This window comes from Campylobacter concisus (genome assembly GCF_902460625.1).
Classification (GTDB): domain Bacteria; phylum Campylobacterota; class Campylobacteria; order Campylobacterales; family Campylobacteraceae; genus Campylobacter_A; species Campylobacter_A concisus_AD.
In genome coordinates, this window is record NZ_CABPUT010000009.1 from 183,365 (window position 1) to 199,929 (window position 16,565).

The 16,565-nt window shown below is 37.7% G+C and carries 15 protein-coding genes and 1 other RNA gene; 13 read left to right on the forward strand and 3 right to left on the reverse strand.

What is annotated here, in order from left to right:
• Positions 1-36: 36 nt before the first annotated feature.
• From F3G69_RS08050 to F3G69_RS08105, 12 genes are all read left to right on the forward strand, one after another.
• Positions 37-1,437, forward strand: a complete 1,401-nt coding sequence (locus F3G69_RS08050) for an aspartate ammonia-lyase (protein WP_149714939.1) — start codon at positions 37-39, stop codon at positions 1,435-1,437.
• A gap of 91 nt (positions 1,438-1,528) precedes the next feature.
• Positions 1,529-3,016, forward strand: a complete 1,488-nt coding sequence (locus tag F3G69_RS08055) for an anaerobic C4-dicarboxylate transporter (protein ID WP_149714940.1) — start codon at positions 1,529-1,531, stop codon at positions 3,014-3,016.
• Between the two features lie 294 nt (positions 3,017-3,310).
• A complete protein-coding gene (phsA, locus tag F3G69_RS08060) occupies positions 3,311-5,584 on the forward strand; it encodes a thiosulfate reductase PhsA (RefSeq protein WP_149714941.1) in 2,274 nt (757 codons plus the stop codon).
• A 9-nt stretch (positions 5,585-5,593) separates the two neighbouring features.
• Entirely contained in the window at positions 5,594-6,157 is a 564-nt protein-coding gene (locus tag F3G69_RS08065; RefSeq protein ID WP_149714942.1) for a 4Fe-4S dicluster domain-containing protein, read from the forward strand.
• Entirely contained in the window at positions 6,150-7,085 is a 936-nt protein-coding gene (nrfD, locus tag F3G69_RS08070) for an NrfD/PsrC family molybdoenzyme membrane anchor subunit (protein WP_149714943.1), read from the forward strand. Before F3G69_RS08065 ends, nrfD begins: the two co-directional genes overlap by 8 nt.
• A gap of 90 nt (positions 7,086-7,175) precedes the next feature.
• A complete protein-coding gene (locus F3G69_RS08075; protein WP_149714944.1) occupies positions 7,176-7,844 on the forward strand; it encodes a response regulator transcription factor in 669 nt (222 codons plus the stop codon).
• Positions 7,828-8,934 (forward strand): sensor histidine kinase, encoded by a 1,107-nt coding sequence (locus tag F3G69_RS08080; protein WP_149714945.1) that lies wholly within the window; start codon positions 7,828-7,830, stop codon positions 8,932-8,934. The genes F3G69_RS08075 and F3G69_RS08080 overlap by 17 nt, the downstream gene beginning before the upstream one ends.
• 49 nt (positions 8,935-8,983) lie before the next feature.
• Complete coding sequence (ruvB, locus tag F3G69_RS08085; protein WP_149714946.1) at positions 8,984-9,994, forward strand: Holliday junction branch migration DNA helicase RuvB; 1,011 nt, start codon at positions 8,984-8,986, stop codon at positions 9,992-9,994.
• A gap of 23 nt (positions 9,995-10,017) precedes the next feature.
• Entirely contained in the window at positions 10,018-11,097 is a 1,080-nt protein-coding gene (locus tag F3G69_RS08090) for a cytochrome C (RefSeq protein WP_149714947.1), read from the forward strand.
• 222 nt (positions 11,098-11,319) lie between these two features.
• Complete coding sequence (locus tag F3G69_RS08095; protein WP_084042133.1) at positions 11,320-12,360, forward strand: AI-2E family transporter; 1,041 nt, start codon at positions 11,320-11,322, stop codon at positions 12,358-12,360.
• Between the two features lie 14 nt (positions 12,361-12,374).
• Positions 12,375-12,746, forward strand: a complete 372-nt coding sequence (locus tag F3G69_RS08100) for an HIT family protein (protein ID WP_084042132.1) — start codon at positions 12,375-12,377, stop codon at positions 12,744-12,746.
• The gene (locus F3G69_RS08105) at positions 12,739-13,626 is read left to right on the forward strand and encodes a cache domain-containing protein (protein ID WP_087580572.1); all 888 of its coding nucleotides are present in this window, start codon (positions 12,739-12,741) and stop codon (positions 13,624-13,626) included. The genes F3G69_RS08100 and F3G69_RS08105 overlap by 8 nt, the downstream gene beginning before the upstream one ends.
• 44 nt (positions 13,627-13,670) lie before the next feature.
• Here the strand turns inward: F3G69_RS08105 and ssrA are convergent.
• Positions 13,671-14,029: a transfer-messenger RNA gene (ssrA, locus tag F3G69_RS08110) on the reverse strand.
• A gap of 26 nt (positions 14,030-14,055) precedes the next feature.
• Positions 14,056-14,460 carry a phosphorelay protein gene (locus tag F3G69_RS08115; protein ID WP_084042130.1) on the reverse strand — a complete coding sequence of 135 codons (405 nt, stop codon included), beginning with the start codon at positions 14,458-14,460 and terminating at the stop codon, positions 14,056-14,058.
• Positions 14,461-14,545: 85 nt separating this feature from the next.
• Between F3G69_RS08115 and panB the strand changes: the two genes are divergently transcribed.
• Positions 14,546-15,355 carry a 3-methyl-2-oxobutanoate hydroxymethyltransferase gene (gene panB / locus F3G69_RS08120; protein ID WP_149714948.1) on the forward strand — a complete coding sequence of 270 codons (810 nt, stop codon included), beginning with the start codon at positions 14,546-14,548 and terminating at the stop codon, positions 15,353-15,355.
• Between the two features lie 37 nt (positions 15,356-15,392).
• On the opposite strand, the gene F3G69_RS08125 is transcribed toward panB, so the two are convergent.
• Positions 15,393-16,412 (reverse strand): bifunctional 3,4-dihydroxy-2-butanone 4-phosphate synthase/GTP cyclohydrolase II, encoded by a 1,020-nt coding sequence (locus F3G69_RS08125; RefSeq protein WP_103600175.1) that lies wholly within the window; start codon positions 16,410-16,412, stop codon positions 15,393-15,395.
• Between the last annotated feature and the right edge of the window lie 153 nt (positions 16,413-16,565).

Below are 16,565 nucleotides of genomic sequence, written 5' to 3' on the forward strand. Positions count from 1 at the left end.
ATTTCATTAATACATTTTTTTATAAGGAGAATGGTTATGGCAACCAGAAAAGAACACGATTTTATAGGTGAGTTGGAAATCTCTGACGATTTTTATTATGGTATCCAAACATTTAGAGCTACCGAAAATTTTCACATGAGCGGTAGAACTTTAAAAGAGTATCCATACTTTGTAAAAGCATTTGCACAAATCAAAAAAGCGGCTGCACTTGCAAATAAAGAGGTTGGCGTTTTAGATCCTAAGATCGCTGATACGCTAGCAAAAGCCGCTGATAGAGTAATAGCTGGTGAGTTTTTAGATCAATTTGTGGTTGATATGGTCCAGGGTGGTGCTGGAACAAGTACAAATATGAATGCAAACGAGGTTATTACAAATATCGCACTTGAGAGCATGGGTCATAAAAAAGGTGAGTATCAATACATCCATCCAAACGATCATACAAACCTTGGACAAAGCACAAACGACACTTATCCAAGCTCAATAAAAGTAGCAACTTACGCGAAACTTACTGATTTGCTTGCTGCTATGAATTTACTAAAAGACGAACTTGAGAAAAAAGCAAAAGATTTTAAAGATATCATTAAAATGGGTAGAACTGAGCTTGAGGATGCAGTTCCTACAACGCTTGGTAATACATTTAATGCATTTGCAAGCTACATTAAAAGCGATATCGAAAAGATCACAGCTGCGCGCGAGTCAATGACATATCTAAATATGGGTGCAACTGCGATTGGTACAGGTATTAACTGCCACCCTGATTATAAAAATGTAGTTGTTAAAAAGTTAAAAGATATCACTGGTGTTGATTTCAAAAAAGCTGATGATTTCATCGCAGCTACACAAGATACAGCAGACTTCGTTCACGTAAGTGGTGCGTTAAAAACTGCAGCTGTTAGACTTTCAAAAATCGCAAACGACCTTCGTTTGATGAATTCAGGTCCAAGATGCGGTCTTGGCGAGATAAATTTACCGCAAATGCAACCAGGCAGTTCAATCATGCCAGGCAAAGTAAACCCAGTTATCGCTGAGGTTGTAGGTGAAGCGTGCTATGAAGTAATCGGTAACGACGTAACTATTATGCTTTGCTCAGAAAGAGGCGAATTTGAGCTAAATGCATTTGAGCCAGGCATTGCTTATGCGTTATTTAACTCTATATTTATCCTAGAAAATGCTATGAAAACGCTAGCTGAAAAAGCTGTAAGAAAACTAACAGCAAATCCTGAAGCTTGCTTAAAATCAGTTCTAGGTTCAGTTGGTATCGTAACAGCATTTAACCCATATATCGGTTATGAAAAATCTGCAAGCATCGCTAAAGAGGCTTTGCAAACTGGTAAAGCAGTTGGTGATATCTGCCTAGGGAGAGGCTATCTAAGCAAAGAAGAGATCGACAAAATTTTAGAGCCAAAAAATATGCTAAATCCAAGCATGGTTAGGTAAAAATTTAAGCAAAGTATTATTAAAAGCGTGTCAAAATTCTGGCACGCTTAAGTAAAAATTTTAGTTATAAAATTTAATAGAGGAGTTTTCAATGGATATTTCATTGATATTACAGTTGATCGTGCTTTTTGGTGCGATATTCTTGGGTGTTAGACTAGGCGGTATGGCTATTGGTTATGCTGGTGGCATTGGCGTCGTAGTTTTAACTTTAGGACTTGGATTAAAAGCAGGTAGTATACCTTGGGATGTTATTTTAATCATTATGTCCGTTATAGCTGCTATTACAGCTATGCAAGTAGCTGGTGGCCTTGATTATTTGGTGCAAATAGCTGAAGGGATACTAAGAAAACATCCAAAATACATAAATTTCTTAGCTCCAGTTGTCACTTATCTGCTAACTGTATTTGCCGGTACTGGACATACAGCATTTTCTATGATTCCAGTTATCACTGAAGTTGCAAAGACACAAAATATTAAGCCTAGCGCGCCTCTTAGTATAGCTGTTGTTGCTAGTCAGATAGCTATTACTGCAAGCCCAGTTTCAGCAGCGGTTGTATTTATGGCTGGTGAGCATGCTTTGGGTGGACTTGGCATTAGCTATCCATTACTATTAGCTATCTGGATACCTACAACTTTTATTGGTTGTATGTTAACAGCTCTTGTTATAAATATATTTTATAATCTTGATCTAAGTAGCGATAAAGAGTATCAAAGAAGACTTAAAGAAGGGCTAATCAAAGATGTTAAAATCGAAGAGAAAAAAGAGCTTCCAAAAGGAGCTAAACTATCTGTTTTAATATTCTTAGTTGGTGTTATCTCTGTCGTTTTATATGCTACTGCTATTAGTAAAAACGTAGGCTGGATAAAACCAAGCTATGTAACAGGCTATGAAAAAATTTATGAGACCAAAAGTCCAGATAAATTTAATGAACTTGTCGCAAAAGATATAAAAGTCAAAACTGACTCAACTACTAATGTAAAATATGTAGAAGATCCAGATAAGCCTACAAAGGTGTTAGTATTAACTAGAGATAACGCTATTATGAGCTTTATGCTAGTTATCGCTACTTTAATCACACTAACTTGTGGTGTCAAAGTCGATAAGCTATTTAATACAGCTACATTTAAAAGTGGCATGACTGCGTGCGTCTGCGTGTTAGGCGTGGCATGGCTTGGAGATACTTTCGTGGTAAATCACACCGATGCGATCAAAAATTTTGCCGGCGATTTTGTTAAAGACTATCCGTTTATGCTAGCTGTTGCGCTATTTTTTGCTAGTATGCTTCTTTACTCTCAAGCCGCTACCGCAAAGGCGCTTATTCCTACAGTTATAGCCGCACTTGGTTTAACTACTGCAAATAACGGTGACGCATATATTTTAGTTGCATCATTTGCTGCAGTTTCAGCATTGTTTGTATTGCCAACATATCCGACACTTCTTGGAGCCGTTCAAATGGATGATACTGGAACAACTAGGATAGGTAAATATATATTCAACCACTCATTCTTTATTCCAGGCGTTTTAGCTATTGCTTTTTCTGTCGCACTTGGATTTTTAGTAGCTCCGATACTTTTATAAGTATTTTAAATCAAACTTAAGCCGAGATCTCTCTCGGCTTTTTTAAATCCCTTTAAAATTTTTAATTTCTATTCAAAATCCTTAATCAAAATTTTATATTTAAAATTTTTATAAGATCGCGTTAAAAATTATATTAATTAAATTTATAATTTTTAGAATTTTACTTATTTTGATATTAGAATACTAATTTTTTAAAACTAAAAATCTAAATATAAATATTAAGTAAGATTTAATTTTATTTTCAACTTTAAATACTAGAATAACTAAAGGCAAATATCTTTTAAAGGGAGAAAGATGAGCTTAAATAGACGAGAATTTTTAAAATTCGGTGCTGGAGTTAGTATGGTTGCATCGTCCTTACCGGGTGGTGCTTTAGAAAATGCTGCAAAGCAAGATGAGAAGTACGTCCGTAGCTTTTGCGAGATGTGCTCTTCAAGATGCCCTATCGAAGCAAAGGTCGTTGATAATAAAATTTGCTTCTTAAGCGGTAATCCAAAAGCTGGCGGTACGGCAACTTCGCTTTGTGCAAGAGGTGGCTCTGGTTTTAGTCAGCTTTATGACGAAAATAGAGTCAAAAAGCCTTTGATCAGGGTTGGTGAGAGAGGCGAAAATAAGTGGCGCGAGGCCAGCTGGGACGAGGCACTTGATTTAGTTGCTTCAAAAATGCTTGAGATCAAGCAAAAGTATGGCCCTGAAAGCTTTGTCTTTACCTGTAAAAGCTCGCAAACACACAAGCTAATGGTAAATTTTGCCTCAGCTTACGGCTCGCCAAACTGCTTTTCACACTTTTCGTGCTGTCCGATCACCTATCAAATGGTCTGTGAACAGATGTATGGCATAGCTAAGCTAAAAAGAGACTTTGCAAATGCAAAATACGTTGTAAATTTTGGCCACAATCTCTTTGAAGGCATAGTTATAGCCGATGCAAAAAAGCTTGCTAAATTTGCAGCCAAAAAAGATACAAAGCTACTTGTGCTTGAGCCAAGATTTAGCGTGGTGGCTTCAAAGGCTGATGAGTGGCTGCCAGTTAGACCTGGCACTGATCTAGCTTTTGTGCTAGCTATCATAAATACATGGATACAAAATGGCACTTACGATAAAGAATTTATAGAAAAATTTACAACCGGCTTTGATGAGATCGTTAAAAGCGTAGAGGGCAAAACGCCTGAATGGCAAGAGGCGATCACTGGCATAAAAGCAAGTGATGTTAGACGCATCGCTGATGAAATTTATAAAGCTGCCCCAAGAGTTATTTTTGATTTTGGTCATAAGACAACCACCACAAAAGCTGAATATATGAGGACAAAAGCCATCATGGTGGCAAATGCGATGATGGGTAACTGGGAGGTTAAAGGCGGTCTTTTTGGTGGCAAAAACGCAAAAACCTTTAACAAGCTAGTTGGCGAGGATAAATTTCCAGTTCTTAAAAATCCAGATGAGAAATTTAAAGTGCCAAAAGTCACTAGACTAGACTTTGCTGGCGAGACTGGTAGGCATAAATTTGTAAGTAGAAAACATGGCGTTTTGATGGATATAAATGACGCTATCTTAAGCGAGAAACCATACGCCATAAAAGGCTGGTTTAACATCCGCTTTAATCACCTAATAAACGTTGCTGAGACGATGAAGAGTATAGAGGCGATGAAGAAGCTTGATTTTATCGTGGTAAGTGATGTTTATCTAAACGATATGGCGACATTTGCTGATGTTATCTTGCCTGAGAGTAGCTACCTTGAGCGCGACGAGGGCATAGAGGATAAGTCAGGTCTAAAGCCAGCTTATATGATAAGAAATAAAGTTATTGATCCAGTTGGCGACACTAAGGACGGGGCATTTATCTTTAGAGAGCTAGCACGCCGCATGAAGATAGATGAGCTTTATACTTGGAACGACATACGTGAGTTTAGGATGCAGCAAGCTGGCGGAGATGTAAATTTACTTGCTGCGCTGGAAAAAGATGGCTTTATTACGTGGGATGAGCCGGGAATTTTGTTTAGAGAAAAAGGCATGATCGATAAATTTATCGCTAAATATCCAGTCGCATCTAAATTTGTAGGCGAAAATGGCCTAATGGATGATATGGCTAAGCTTAAAACAAAAAGCGGCAAGATAGAGCTATTTTTGCCTGATGTCGAAGCGCAGTTTGCAGGATATGGCGCGCTAAATGATAAAGATATGGATACATTTGACGGGCATGATCTTTGTCTAACTTGTGGCAAAACGCCTATTCATACCAATGGACATACTCAGGCGGTGCCATCGCTTCATGATCTTATGAGTGATAGTCCTATCTGGATAAATCCAAAAACAGCTAAACGTAAAAATTTACGAGATGGCGATATGGTCGTGGTGAAAAATAAATTTGGCGAGCAAAAGGGCAAGCTTATGGTGACTGAGGGCATTAGAGAAGATACACTCTTTATCTATCACGGCTTTGGACACATCACTCCAGCTCTTAAGAGTATAGATCACGTGGGGCTAAATACAAGCGTGCTTCTTAATCCAGCCGAAGGGCCAGTGGCCGCGACTATGGTTACAAATGTTGGCGTTAGCATAAGTAAAGCGTAAGGATAGAAAATGAAAAAATATATGATGATACATGATGAAAATTTATGCATCGGCTGTCAAGGCTGCTCGGTAGCTTGCAGAAGTGCAAACAACGTGCCAAGGGGACTTTACCGCTTGCAGGTGCATGCGAAGATGAGTGGGACATTTCCAAATTTAAAGACTGACTTTTTACGTCAAAGCTGTGTTATGTGTGAAGATGCACCTTGTGTTGAGGTTTGCCCAACTGGCGCTAGCTTTAAAACAGCTGATGGCGTGACGCTGCTTGATCATAGAATTTGTGTTAGTTGCAAGTACTGCATCCTGGCCTGTCCATACGACGCTCGCTACGTCTTACCAAATGGCGAGATAGGCAAATGCACATTTTGCTATGAGAGTAGGCTAGAAGAGGGCAAAGAGCCAGCTTGCGTTAGCGTCTGCCCTACAAATGCCCTAACTTTTGGCGATGTAAATGATGAAAATTCTAAAATTTCAAAGAAATTAAAAGAGAGTAAATACTACTTGCCAAAAGCGGAGCTAAACACAAAACCTTCACTTACGATGATCGCAAATACAAAAGGAGCACACCATGAATAACATGTCAGGAAGCCTAGCTCAATACTCTGAAATTTACTGGGGCTGGCCGATAGCCGTTTATCTATTTTTAGCAGGACTTAGTGCGGGTGCTAGCATCGTTGCTGTGCTCATTTCAAAAAAATATGGCAAAGAGAACTATTACTTTAAAGCAGCCGCTCTTATCGCTCCATTAGCGATCGTTCTTGGACTTGCTCTTTTGGTGCTTGACCTTGGCAAGCCGCTTAGCTTTTACTGGATACTCTTGCTTTACAACTTCGACTCAGTCATGTCAATAGGCGTTGCATTGCTTCTAGTTTATACGCCTCTTAGCGTTATATATGCAGTTGGTGCATTTAAAAACGAGATCGCAATGCTTAAAATTTCTCTTTTTGACGTGGTTGCAAATTTTGCTAGCAAGCTTTCAAGCCTACTTGAAATTTTGCTTTTTATCCTAGGCATTGGCGTTGGTGCATATACAGGCTTTTTGCTAAGTGCAGCTCACAAGATCGCACTTTGGAATACATCAGTCTTGCCGGTATTATTTTTAGTATCAGGCTTGAGCTGTGCTGGTGCATTTACGTTACTTGTTGGCGTGCTAAAAGATAAGGCAAAAAGGCAAAATGATATTGCACACTATTTATTAAAATTTGATTTTTTTGCGATTATTGTTGAGTTTTTGCTCATAGTTGCTCTTTTTATGGTTGTAAAAAGTGCAAGCACAAGTGGTGCGCAGAGCGTAGCAAACGCGCTTAGCGCAAATTCTCTTGGGCTAATGTTTTATATTGGCGTCATTGGTTTTGGTATGGCTTTGCCTATCATTTTAGACTTAAGCGTTTTAAAGGTGCATGATTTTAAACGCGAATTTGCCGTGATCAACGCATTATTCGTAATATGTGGCGTCTTTTTGCTAAGGTGCTACATTGTCTATGCGGGGCAAATTTTTATTTAATACTTAAAAAATAATTTTAATTTTGAATTTACCTATTAAATATTACAATAGGGCTAAATCTTAATAAGACTTATTTTTTAGGAGAGAGATTTGAAAATTTTGCTTTTAGAAGATGATTTAGGGTTTCAAGAGAGCGTCTGTGAGTTTTTGCAGACGCTTGGTTATGAAGTTACAGCGGTGAGCGATGGCCAAGAAGCGTGTGATCTGATAGAGAAAAATTTCTATCACCTTTTTATACTTGATATAAAAGTGCCTGGCGTAAATGGACATGAGGTTATCAAGTACATAAGGAGCTTAAATCCAAACGCTCCTATCATGATAACAACATCTTTAGTTGATATAGGCGATATGGCTATTGGCTATGAGCTTGGCTGTAACGAATACCTAAAAAAGCCATTTGAGCTTGCTGAGCTTAAATTTAGAGTAGCTGAGCTTATGAGAAAATACTATGGAACTGACGATAAAAACATAGTAAAGATCAATGACGAGTTTAGCTTTAATCTAAACAAGCGTGCGCTATTTAAAAACGGCAAAATGGTCGATCTTAGTGCAAAAGAAGTCGCACTTGTTGAGTGTCTAGTTTCACATCTAAATTCTTACGTCAGCATGGAAGAGCTAAGAGATCTTGTCTGGAATGACAAAGATATAGAAGGCGCTGATATTAGAATGCACGTTTTAAAGATAAGAAACAAAACAACTAGTGACTTTATCACTTCAAAGAGGCGTATAGGCTACAAGATAGATGCACAAGAGCTTTAAGATCCAGATCATAGCGACATTTGTGATAATGTCGCTTTTTTGTTTTCAAAGCTTTGTGATCTTAAATTTAAGCCAAAAAAATAGTACTTCAAAAGCTCTTTTTGGTGCGATGAAGCATGAAACTATTATCAAAAATTCGTTTTTAAAAAATGAAAATATAACTCCTTCTTTAAAGTATAAATTTGCAATCTATGATGTAAATTTTAATCCAATTATTTCAAATCTTACCAAGCAGCCAAGCAACTTTAAATTTGTAACACTTGAAGAAAATGGCTTCTTGTTTTATAAAAGCTTTTTTATAAAGGATAAAACGCCTTATTACATTGTCGTTGAAAAAGAGCTTGATAATGAAAAAAGTATATTTCTAGCGGCACTTATGCTTCTTGTCATCCTTGTAGCGGTGCTTTTTATCGTATATTTCTTATATCTAAGCAGCGTTAAGCCCTATAAAGAGTTTCAAAAGTATATGAACAACTTCTTTAACGACGCCATGCACGAGCTAAAGACCCCGCTTGGCGTAGCCGGCATGAACCTTGAGATGCTTGGACTCGAAAACAAGTATATAACCCGCATCAAAAACGCCTTAAAACAGATGCAAATAACATATGAAGATGTTGAGTATTTCATAAAGCGTGGCTATATAAAATTCCCACTTGAGCGGCTAAAATTAGGCGAATATATAATAGAGCGAGTGAAATTTCTCTCAAGCGTGGCCGATGTCAAACACATCGAGATAAAGACAAATTTAGAAGGCGATGCATTTACTATGCTAAGCAAGGTCGAAGCTCAGCGCATCATCGACAACACCATAACAAACGCCATAAAATACAGCCAAAAAGAGAGCGAGATAATAGTAAATTTAGAGCTTGAAGAAGAGCGCATAAAGCTTAGTGTGCAAGACTTTGGCAAGGGGATAAAGGACATCAAAAAGGTCTGGAAACGCTACGTCAGAGAGGATGAAATCCAAGGCGGCTTTGGCCTTGGGCTAAATATCGTCAGTGAAATTTGCCAAAAACATGGCATTACATACGGCGTTGATAGCGTCTACGGCGAGGGCAGCACCTTTTATTATAAATTTAAACGAGCTTAAATTAAGCATAAAAGCGTAAAATGAAGCCTTAAATTTAGAAGGAAAAACTTTGGATAGAATCGTTGAAATCGAAAAAGTAAGCTTTGAAAATGACTTTGAAGTCTCACTTAGACCGACAAAATTTGAAGACTACATCGGACAAGAAAAGATCAAACAAAATTTAGATGTCTTTATAAAAGCAGCCAAAAAGCGAAATGAGTGCCTAGATCACGTGCTATTTTACGGCCCTCCAGGACTTGGTAAAACAACCCTTGCTCACATCATAGCAAACGAAATGGGCGTGAGTATCAAAATGACCGCAGCACCGATGATAGAAAAGAGTGGCGACCTGGCGGCGATCCTTACAAATTTACAAGAGGGCGACGTACTTTTTATCGATGAGATCCACCGCCTAAGCCCAGCTATCGAGGAGGTGCTTTACCCTGCGATGGAGGACTTTAGGCTAGACATCATCATTGGCTCAGGGCCGGCTGCTCAGACTATCAAGATAGACCTGCCAAAATTTACGCTAATAGGCGCAACGACGCGTGCTGGCATGATCTCAGCGCCTTTAAGAGACCGCTTTGGGATGGATTTTAGACTCCAGTTTTATACAAGCAGTGAGCTAAGCCGTATCGTACAGATCGCCTCAGCTAAGCTTGGCAAAGAGTGCGACAAAAACGCCTCTTTAGAGATTGCCAAACGCTCACGTGCCACGCCTAGGATCGCTCTTAGGCTTTTAAAGCGTATCCGCGACTTTGCCGAGGTAAATGACGAGCAAATCATCAGCCACGAGCGTGCAAAAGAGGGACTTAATGCGCTTGGTGTAAATTCTCTTGGATTTGATGAGATGGATATTAGGTATTTAGAAATTTTGATGCAAGCAAGGCGCCGTCCTATGGGGCTTAGCACGATTGCAGCGGCACTTAGCGAGGACGAGGGCACGGTTGAGGACGTCATCGAGCCATATCTGCTTGCAAATGGCTTTATCGAGCGCACTGCAAAGGGCAGGATCGCAAGTACGAAGTGCTTTGAGACCTTTAACGTCAAGATCGACATCGAAAAAGGGCTTTTTGAGTAGCAAAATTTAAATTTGGAGCGAAAATGGGCGAGCCACATCTTTGTCCTAAGTGCAAGCAAAGGACGATTTACTTTGATGGGATCTGCTATGATTGCAGGCAAAAAGAGAAGCTGGAGTTTTATGAAAATTTAAGCAAAGATAAGATCAAACAAAAGCTAAAAAATGTCCTAGCGCACATAGATGAGATAGGCAAATACGGTGAAATTTACAGCGATCTTGTCTATATTTTCTACCTGCACGGCATTTGCGACGAGCAAATAATAAGAGAAGTGACCAAACAGGGCGAGTACTATCCATTTGAAATTTATAAAAACGCCCCAAGTGACGTGAGAGACGAGCTCATAAATAGCCTAAATGGCGCTGAAAACACTGTAAAAACAAATCACATCCTTTGCGCGCTTGCTTGGCAGGGCGATGAGGTGGTGAGGGAGCTATTTTTTAAGCTCTATAATGCGCCAAAGCCTTGGAAGGCAAAGCTTCACGTTGATATGGATGGATACGCGCAGGTTGCTGGCTGGAGCTTTAATGAGAGCGGCAAGAGAAGAAGCCTAGTTTTTGATAAGTGTTTTGTTTGCGAGCCAAGCCAAAGCGCAGAGGCAAGCGTTAAATTTAAAGCACTAAGTGATGAAAAATGTAAATTTTGTAGCGGCGATATGCTGGAATTTACAATCAAAAAAGAGAGCCTAAAGCGACTTGGGCTAGAGCTTAAAAATGACGCTGTGCTTAAATTTTGCCCGACATGCGTGGGCTTTGTGCAGTACTTTTGCCAAAACGACGGCAATAGCGTGCAAACTGAGGTAGTAGGCGAGGGTGATAGCGAAGATTATTTAAGAGATGCTGTGGCAACGCTCGATGGGCAAAATTTCGAGCTAGCTAGCGAGGTTTGCGCTCACTACTCATATATGATAGATAGCGAAATTTTACTTGGTGGATATCCGCAGTGGGAGCAAGATGCTGAGCATTTAAAATGTCCAAAATGTAGCAAAAGCATGAAATATCTAGCACAAATTCCTCTTGGCGCGTTGATAGACGGCGAGGGCACGATATATATGCAAATCTGTGATGAATGCGAGATCGTCGGGGCAAATTTTCAGTGTACGTAAAAGGCTAAATTTATAGGAGCTTTTGAGCTAGAAAATTTACGTAAAACTTGCTAGACAAATTGTAAATTTATCTAAGCGCTAGAGTATTACGCTAAAAATGTCCAAAGTCTAGCCACACTTGCTAGCTTTGCAAGCTTGATGGCAAAGAGATTGAGCAAATTTGGGAAGCAAATGAGCAGCTTTGATAAATTTGCTATAATTACCCCATTTCAAGGGAGCAAGATGAACAATAGACTATTTTTTGGAATTTTTGTATTTTGTGCTTTGGCTTTGGTGGTCTATCTTTTTAAACCATATCTGCTTGATATTTTTATCGCAGCACTGCTTGCTGTCGCGGTTTCAAATGTCCAAATCGCATTTTTATCGCTCACTAAAAACCGCAAGACGCTTTCATCGGCTCTTACCACATCTGTGCTTCTTTGCTTATTTATCGCTCCACTTCTTTATGCGGTAGTTGAGATCGCAAAATACGCAGCTGGCTTTGATATAAACAATGTCACAAAGACTATCGAATTTATCAAAAATTATGATTTTAGGATGCCTGAGTCGATAAATTTTTTAGAGCCAAAGATAAAAGAATTTATCGGCGGACTTGATATTAAGATGCTTTTTTCTCAACTTGCGACAAATCTTGCAAGCCTGGGTAAGTTAAGCCTTAAATTTGGCGTTGATATGATCATTATTTTGGTCTTTTTCTTCTTTTGTAATCTTTATGGCAATGAACTAATCAGCTATCTAAAATATGCACTTCCGCTAAAACAAGATGACACAGAGTCTATTTTAAGTGAGGTTGGCAACGTGATGAGTGTGGTTTTTTACTCAACCATTGCAAATATGATAATCCAAGGCTTTTTATTTGCTATTATCACAAGCTTTTACGGCTATGACGGCGTGCTAACTGGCATCTTTTTTAGCTTTGCTTCGCTTATTCCAGTTGTTGGCGGTATTTTGGCATGGGGGCCTATTAGCATTTATGAGTTTGCAAATGGCAACATAGCAGCAGCGATAACTATTGCAATTTATACGATCGTAGTGATCTCATTTGCAGCTGATACGCTTTTAAAGCCACTTGTTATTAAATTTATAAACTCAAAGCTGGTTAAAATACCAACAAAGATAAATGAGCTTCTTATATTCTTTGCTATGCTCGCAGGTATCACGACATTTGGGTTTTGGGGCGTGATTCTTGGACCGGCGATCGTGACATTTTTTATCTCGACTATCAAACTTTATACGCTTTTAAGAGAGAGAAATTTTGTATAAAAATAGGAACAGATATGATCTATGAAGATAAATTTATAAAAATCGAGCGTGAAGACAATGAACTTCCATGGATAAAAATTTTTACCATTAAGCCATTTCGTGAGCTAAGCGATTGCGATGAAGCGAGTAGGGCAAGGCTATTTGAAGCGATGCTAGTAGCTGAAAAGGCGATGCTTGAGTTTTATAAACCAACCAAAATAAACATTGCAAGCTTTGGAAACTACGTGCCACACGTGCATATTCATGTTATTGCTAGATTTAGTAATGACTCATTTTTCCCAGATAGCGTTTGGGCTAATCCAAAAAGAAAAAGCGAGCTTGCGTTGCCAGAATTTGATAAATTTGCAAAATTTTTAGAAGAAAAGTTAAGGGCTAGTTTTGAATAAATATAAAAAATATTTTAATTTCTATATCGTTTTTATCTTTATCATAGTACTTGGAGGGCTTTTTTACTTTCTTTACAGCTCTTATATGGCTGAAAAGATGCAAAATAATATGCGAGTCTTTTTTGATTACCAGGTAAAACAGCTTAATAAAAGTATAGATGATGAGAAATTTTCATCAATGGCGATCTCTATCTTGCTTGCTCAAAATGAGTCTATACAAATGTGCTTGCTAGGTCAAAGCCGCGATGAATGCATAAAAAATATCGAAAATTTAACCAAAACCCTTGGTGCAGCTTCGATGTATAACAACATTAAGCTTCATATTTATGATAAAGATCTAAAAAGCTATGTAAGGAGTTGGGATCTAAACAGATATGGCGATATGATCGCTAGTAGTAGGTTTTTAGTGCAAGAGTCAAGGCATCAAAACAAGCCCATGGTCGGCATCGAGGCGTGGTATGCTGGAACGCATATAAGGGCTGTCTCAAACGTAATACGTGATGGTAAAATTATTGGCAACATCGAGGTTTTGTTAAATTTTGACTCACTTGGAAATTATTTTAAAAAGCAAGGAATTGATCTATTTGTTCTTTTGGCAAAAGACAAGATGCCATCTCGTAAAAGCATTCCAAGTGATCAAATTTTAAATGATTATTACATCGAAAATTTAAGCAGTGCAAATTTAAACATAGTAGGTTTTTTGCGTGATATTAATTTTAAAGAATATGAATTTTACGTTTATAAAACGCACTACTTTTGCGTGGTACCACTAATAGATGCTAGCAACACACAGATAGGCTATTATGTGCTTCATGTAAATACTAATGAAAAAGAGCGAAATATTTCACAAAATTATTTTGAGTCAGAAGAGCTTTTTTAATTTAAGCTATTTAATAAAATTTTTATTTGTATTTTAGATAGAAATGGTGGAAGCGAGGGGGATCGAACCCCTGTCCAAAAACAAAATGCATACAGCCTCTACACGCTTAGCAAAAGTGAAAATTTCATCTAAAAAGGCTCACTTTCCAAAACCAAAATTTAGACTAAGACTAAAATTTCAGCTAGCAAGCAGTCACTTTGCGAGCCTACTCTAGCTAAATTACTTGCTTTTGTCCTAGCTAGAATTAGACTAAGCAAGGCTCAACTGAACTTACGCAGCTTTAGCGTAAGCAGGAGCGAAATTAACGTTGTTTGCGTTTAAATTTAATTTGAGCTTTTTACGCTTTGCTCAAAGCGACGTGCCACCATACACACTCTGCTCCTGTCGAAGCCAAGTCGCTCCCAAAAAATAAAATGGCTAGTGGATTATTTAGTTAAGTTTTGCAGGCACATCAATGATTTTTGGCTCAAGAACGCTAAAATATTCAAAATCGTTCTCTACATCATCTTTATATTTATTAAACTGATCGCTAATAAGTAGTAACCAATCTATAAATTTATCATTTGCTGGCCCTTTTAGACTTCTTGCTTCTTGAGCTATCTCTTCAGCTAAAGTTGTAAGCTTTAATATCGGATCAAGATGCATGAATCCTGCTGCTGATTTAATATTATGAAAAATCCTAGTAAGCTCTAAGATACTATCTTTATATTTATCAGCTCTTCCTAAATTTATTATCAAAGGCTCGAGTAAATCGCACATTAAAGCATAGTGAGATAAAAATTCTTCAACTATATCATAAGAGTAATCTATTTCAAGCCTTTTTAATATACCCATTTTTATGTCCTTAAGAAATTGGCGTAATTGTAGCAAAAATTTGATAAAATTGTTAGCCTTTTAGGTAAAATCCTTGGAGCTTGCAATGAAAAATGAAAAAACTCAGAAGAAAAAACTAAGCATAAATGATATAAAAAACAAAAAAGGCATTGAGCCTATTGTAATGATAACTGCCTATGATGCGTTATTTGCTAAGCTTTTTGATGATTATGCTGATATTATTTTGGTTGGCGATAGCTTAAATATGAGTTTTAATATGCAAGAAAGCACGATAAGTGCGGACATGAATACCATGCTTTATCATACAAAGGCCGTTTGTAACGGAACCAAAAATACTTTTATAATGGCTGATATGCCATTTGGTAGCTACACAAATGAAAAGCAAGCGATAAAAAATGCGATGAAATTTTTTAAACAGACAAATGCCGATGCGGTAAAACTCGAAGTTGGCATGCACCAAGTAAATTTAGTGAAGCGCCTTTGTGAAGAGGGCATAAACGTTATGGCTCACATTGGCTTAAAGCCTCAGTTTTATAAATTTGAAGGCGGTTATAAGATAAAAGGCAGAAGCGAGATCGAGGCGAAAGAATTAATTGAAGAGGCTTTGGCGTTTGAGCAAGCTGGAGCATTTGGCATCTTGCTTGAAGGCACGATGAGTAGTGTGGCTAGCGAGATAACAAAGCAAGTTCATGTGCCAGTTATTGGCATTGGGTCTGGAGTAAATGTCGATGGACAAGTACTTGTATGGTCTGATATGCTTGGATTTTTCGAGGACTTTAAGCCAAAATTTGTAAAACGCTATCTTGATGGAGCGGATATTGTAAGAAAGAGTGTGCAATCCTACGCAAATGATGTAAAAGGCAAAATTTTTCCAAGTGAAGAATTTTGCTACTAGGATGATTAATATCCGCATTAAATAGAACGTGACAAAATTAAATTTCTTTATAGCCCTTTATATCAAGTCCAAATCCTGCAAGGCTTACAAATTCTTTATTTTTATTTGAGCTTAAAAGCTCAATTTCACTTATGCCAAAATACTTTAAAATTTGTGCCCCAATGCCATAATCTTTTTGTGAGCTTGCATCGCTTTTATTGCTGTCTAAAAATAGCAACACTCCGCCATTTTTACTTAAAAAATCCAACGACTTTAATAAATTATCAAATTTATCTCCGCTTAAAAGCTCATGGTCTTTGCTTATTTTTTGAAATTTTACATTAGTTTGCGCTTTTATCTCTCCGAAAACATAGGCAGCGTGATTTTTATTTTCGTGATCTTTTATGTCATATCTTTTTGCTTCAAAACCACAGATTTTTACACTCTTTGCGGGCGAAACCTCTATTAAGCTTTCGTGGCTAAGTCTGTATTCTACTAATTCAGAAACGCTTATCATATTTAGGTTAAATTTTTTACAGAATTCCTCCAGATAATCACGTCTTGCCATTGTGCCATCTTCTTTTACGATCTCACAAATCGCTGCCATTGGACTAACGCCAGCAAGTTTGCAAAGATCAACTGATCCTTCAGTGTGACCTGTACGAACGAGGACACCACCTTTTTTTGCAATAAGCGGAAATATATGCCCAGGCCTTACAAAATTTTCAGGTACCGAATCAGTACTAGCAGCAAGTCTAATCGTCATATCACGCTCATAAGCACTTACGCCTGTCGTTGCCTCCTTTGCATCAATTGTAACAGTAAATGCGGTTTCGTGACTGGATGTATTTTTAGAAACCATTAGCGGCAAATCAAGTCTTTTTGCATTTGCTTCATCCATTGCAAGGCAAAGCACACCTTTTGCATGAGTGATCGCAAAATTTACCTTTTGCATATCGCTGCTTGCCGCTGAAAAGACCAAGTCTCCTTCATTCTCACGGTCTTCGTCATCTACCATAATTACCATTTTGCCATTTTTTATATCTTCAATCGCTTTTAATACATTTTCAAATGCCATAAATTTCCCTTATTAAATTTTTACGATTATATTGATTTTTTGATAACTTATAGATAAAAATATTAATTTTGATTTGTCTTGTATCAATTATTTAGAAATTTTAGAAAAAGATTTATTTTTAAATATATGCGATTTAGTGGTGATAACTTAGAT

What these genes read in the sequence shown, in the direction of transcription:
- F3G69_RS08080 (WP_149714945.1), top strand. Translation starts at nt 7,828, where the DNA reads ATGCACAAGAGCTTTAAGATCCAGATCATAGCGACATTTGTGATAATG.
- F3G69_RS08115 (WP_084042130.1), bottom strand. Translation starts at nt 14,460, where the DNA reads ATGGGTATATTAAAAAGGCTTGAAATAGATTACTCTTATGATATAGTT.
- F3G69_RS08090 (WP_149714947.1), top strand. Translation starts at nt 10,018, where the DNA reads ATGGGCGAGCCACATCTTTGTCCTAAGTGCAAGCAAAGGACGATTTAC.
- F3G69_RS08055 (WP_149714940.1), top strand. Translation starts at nt 1,529, where the DNA reads ATGGATATTTCATTGATATTACAGTTGATCGTGCTTTTTGGTGCGATA.
- F3G69_RS08050 (WP_149714939.1), top strand. Translation starts at nt 37, where the DNA reads ATGGCAACCAGAAAAGAACACGATTTTATAGGTGAGTTGGAAATCTCT.
- panB (WP_149714948.1), top strand. Translation starts at nt 14,546, where the DNA reads ATGAAAAATGAAAAAACTCAGAAGAAAAAACTAAGCATAAATGATATA.
- F3G69_RS08065 (WP_149714942.1), top strand. Translation starts at nt 5,594, where the DNA reads ATGAAAAAATATATGATGATACATGATGAAAATTTATGCATCGGCTGT.
- F3G69_RS08125 (WP_103600175.1), bottom strand. Translation starts at nt 16,412, where the DNA reads ATGGCATTTGAAAATGTATTAAAAGCGATTGAAGATATAAAAAATGGC.
- F3G69_RS08095 (WP_084042133.1), top strand. Translation starts at nt 11,320, where the DNA reads ATGAACAATAGACTATTTTTTGGAATTTTTGTATTTTGTGCTTTGGCT.
- F3G69_RS08100 (WP_084042132.1), top strand. Translation starts at nt 12,375, where the DNA reads ATGATCTATGAAGATAAATTTATAAAAATCGAGCGTGAAGACAATGAA.
- phsA (WP_149714941.1), top strand. Translation starts at nt 3,311, where the DNA reads ATGAGCTTAAATAGACGAGAATTTTTAAAATTCGGTGCTGGAGTTAGT.
- nrfD (WP_149714943.1), top strand. Translation starts at nt 6,150, where the DNA reads ATGAATAACATGTCAGGAAGCCTAGCTCAATACTCTGAAATTTACTGG.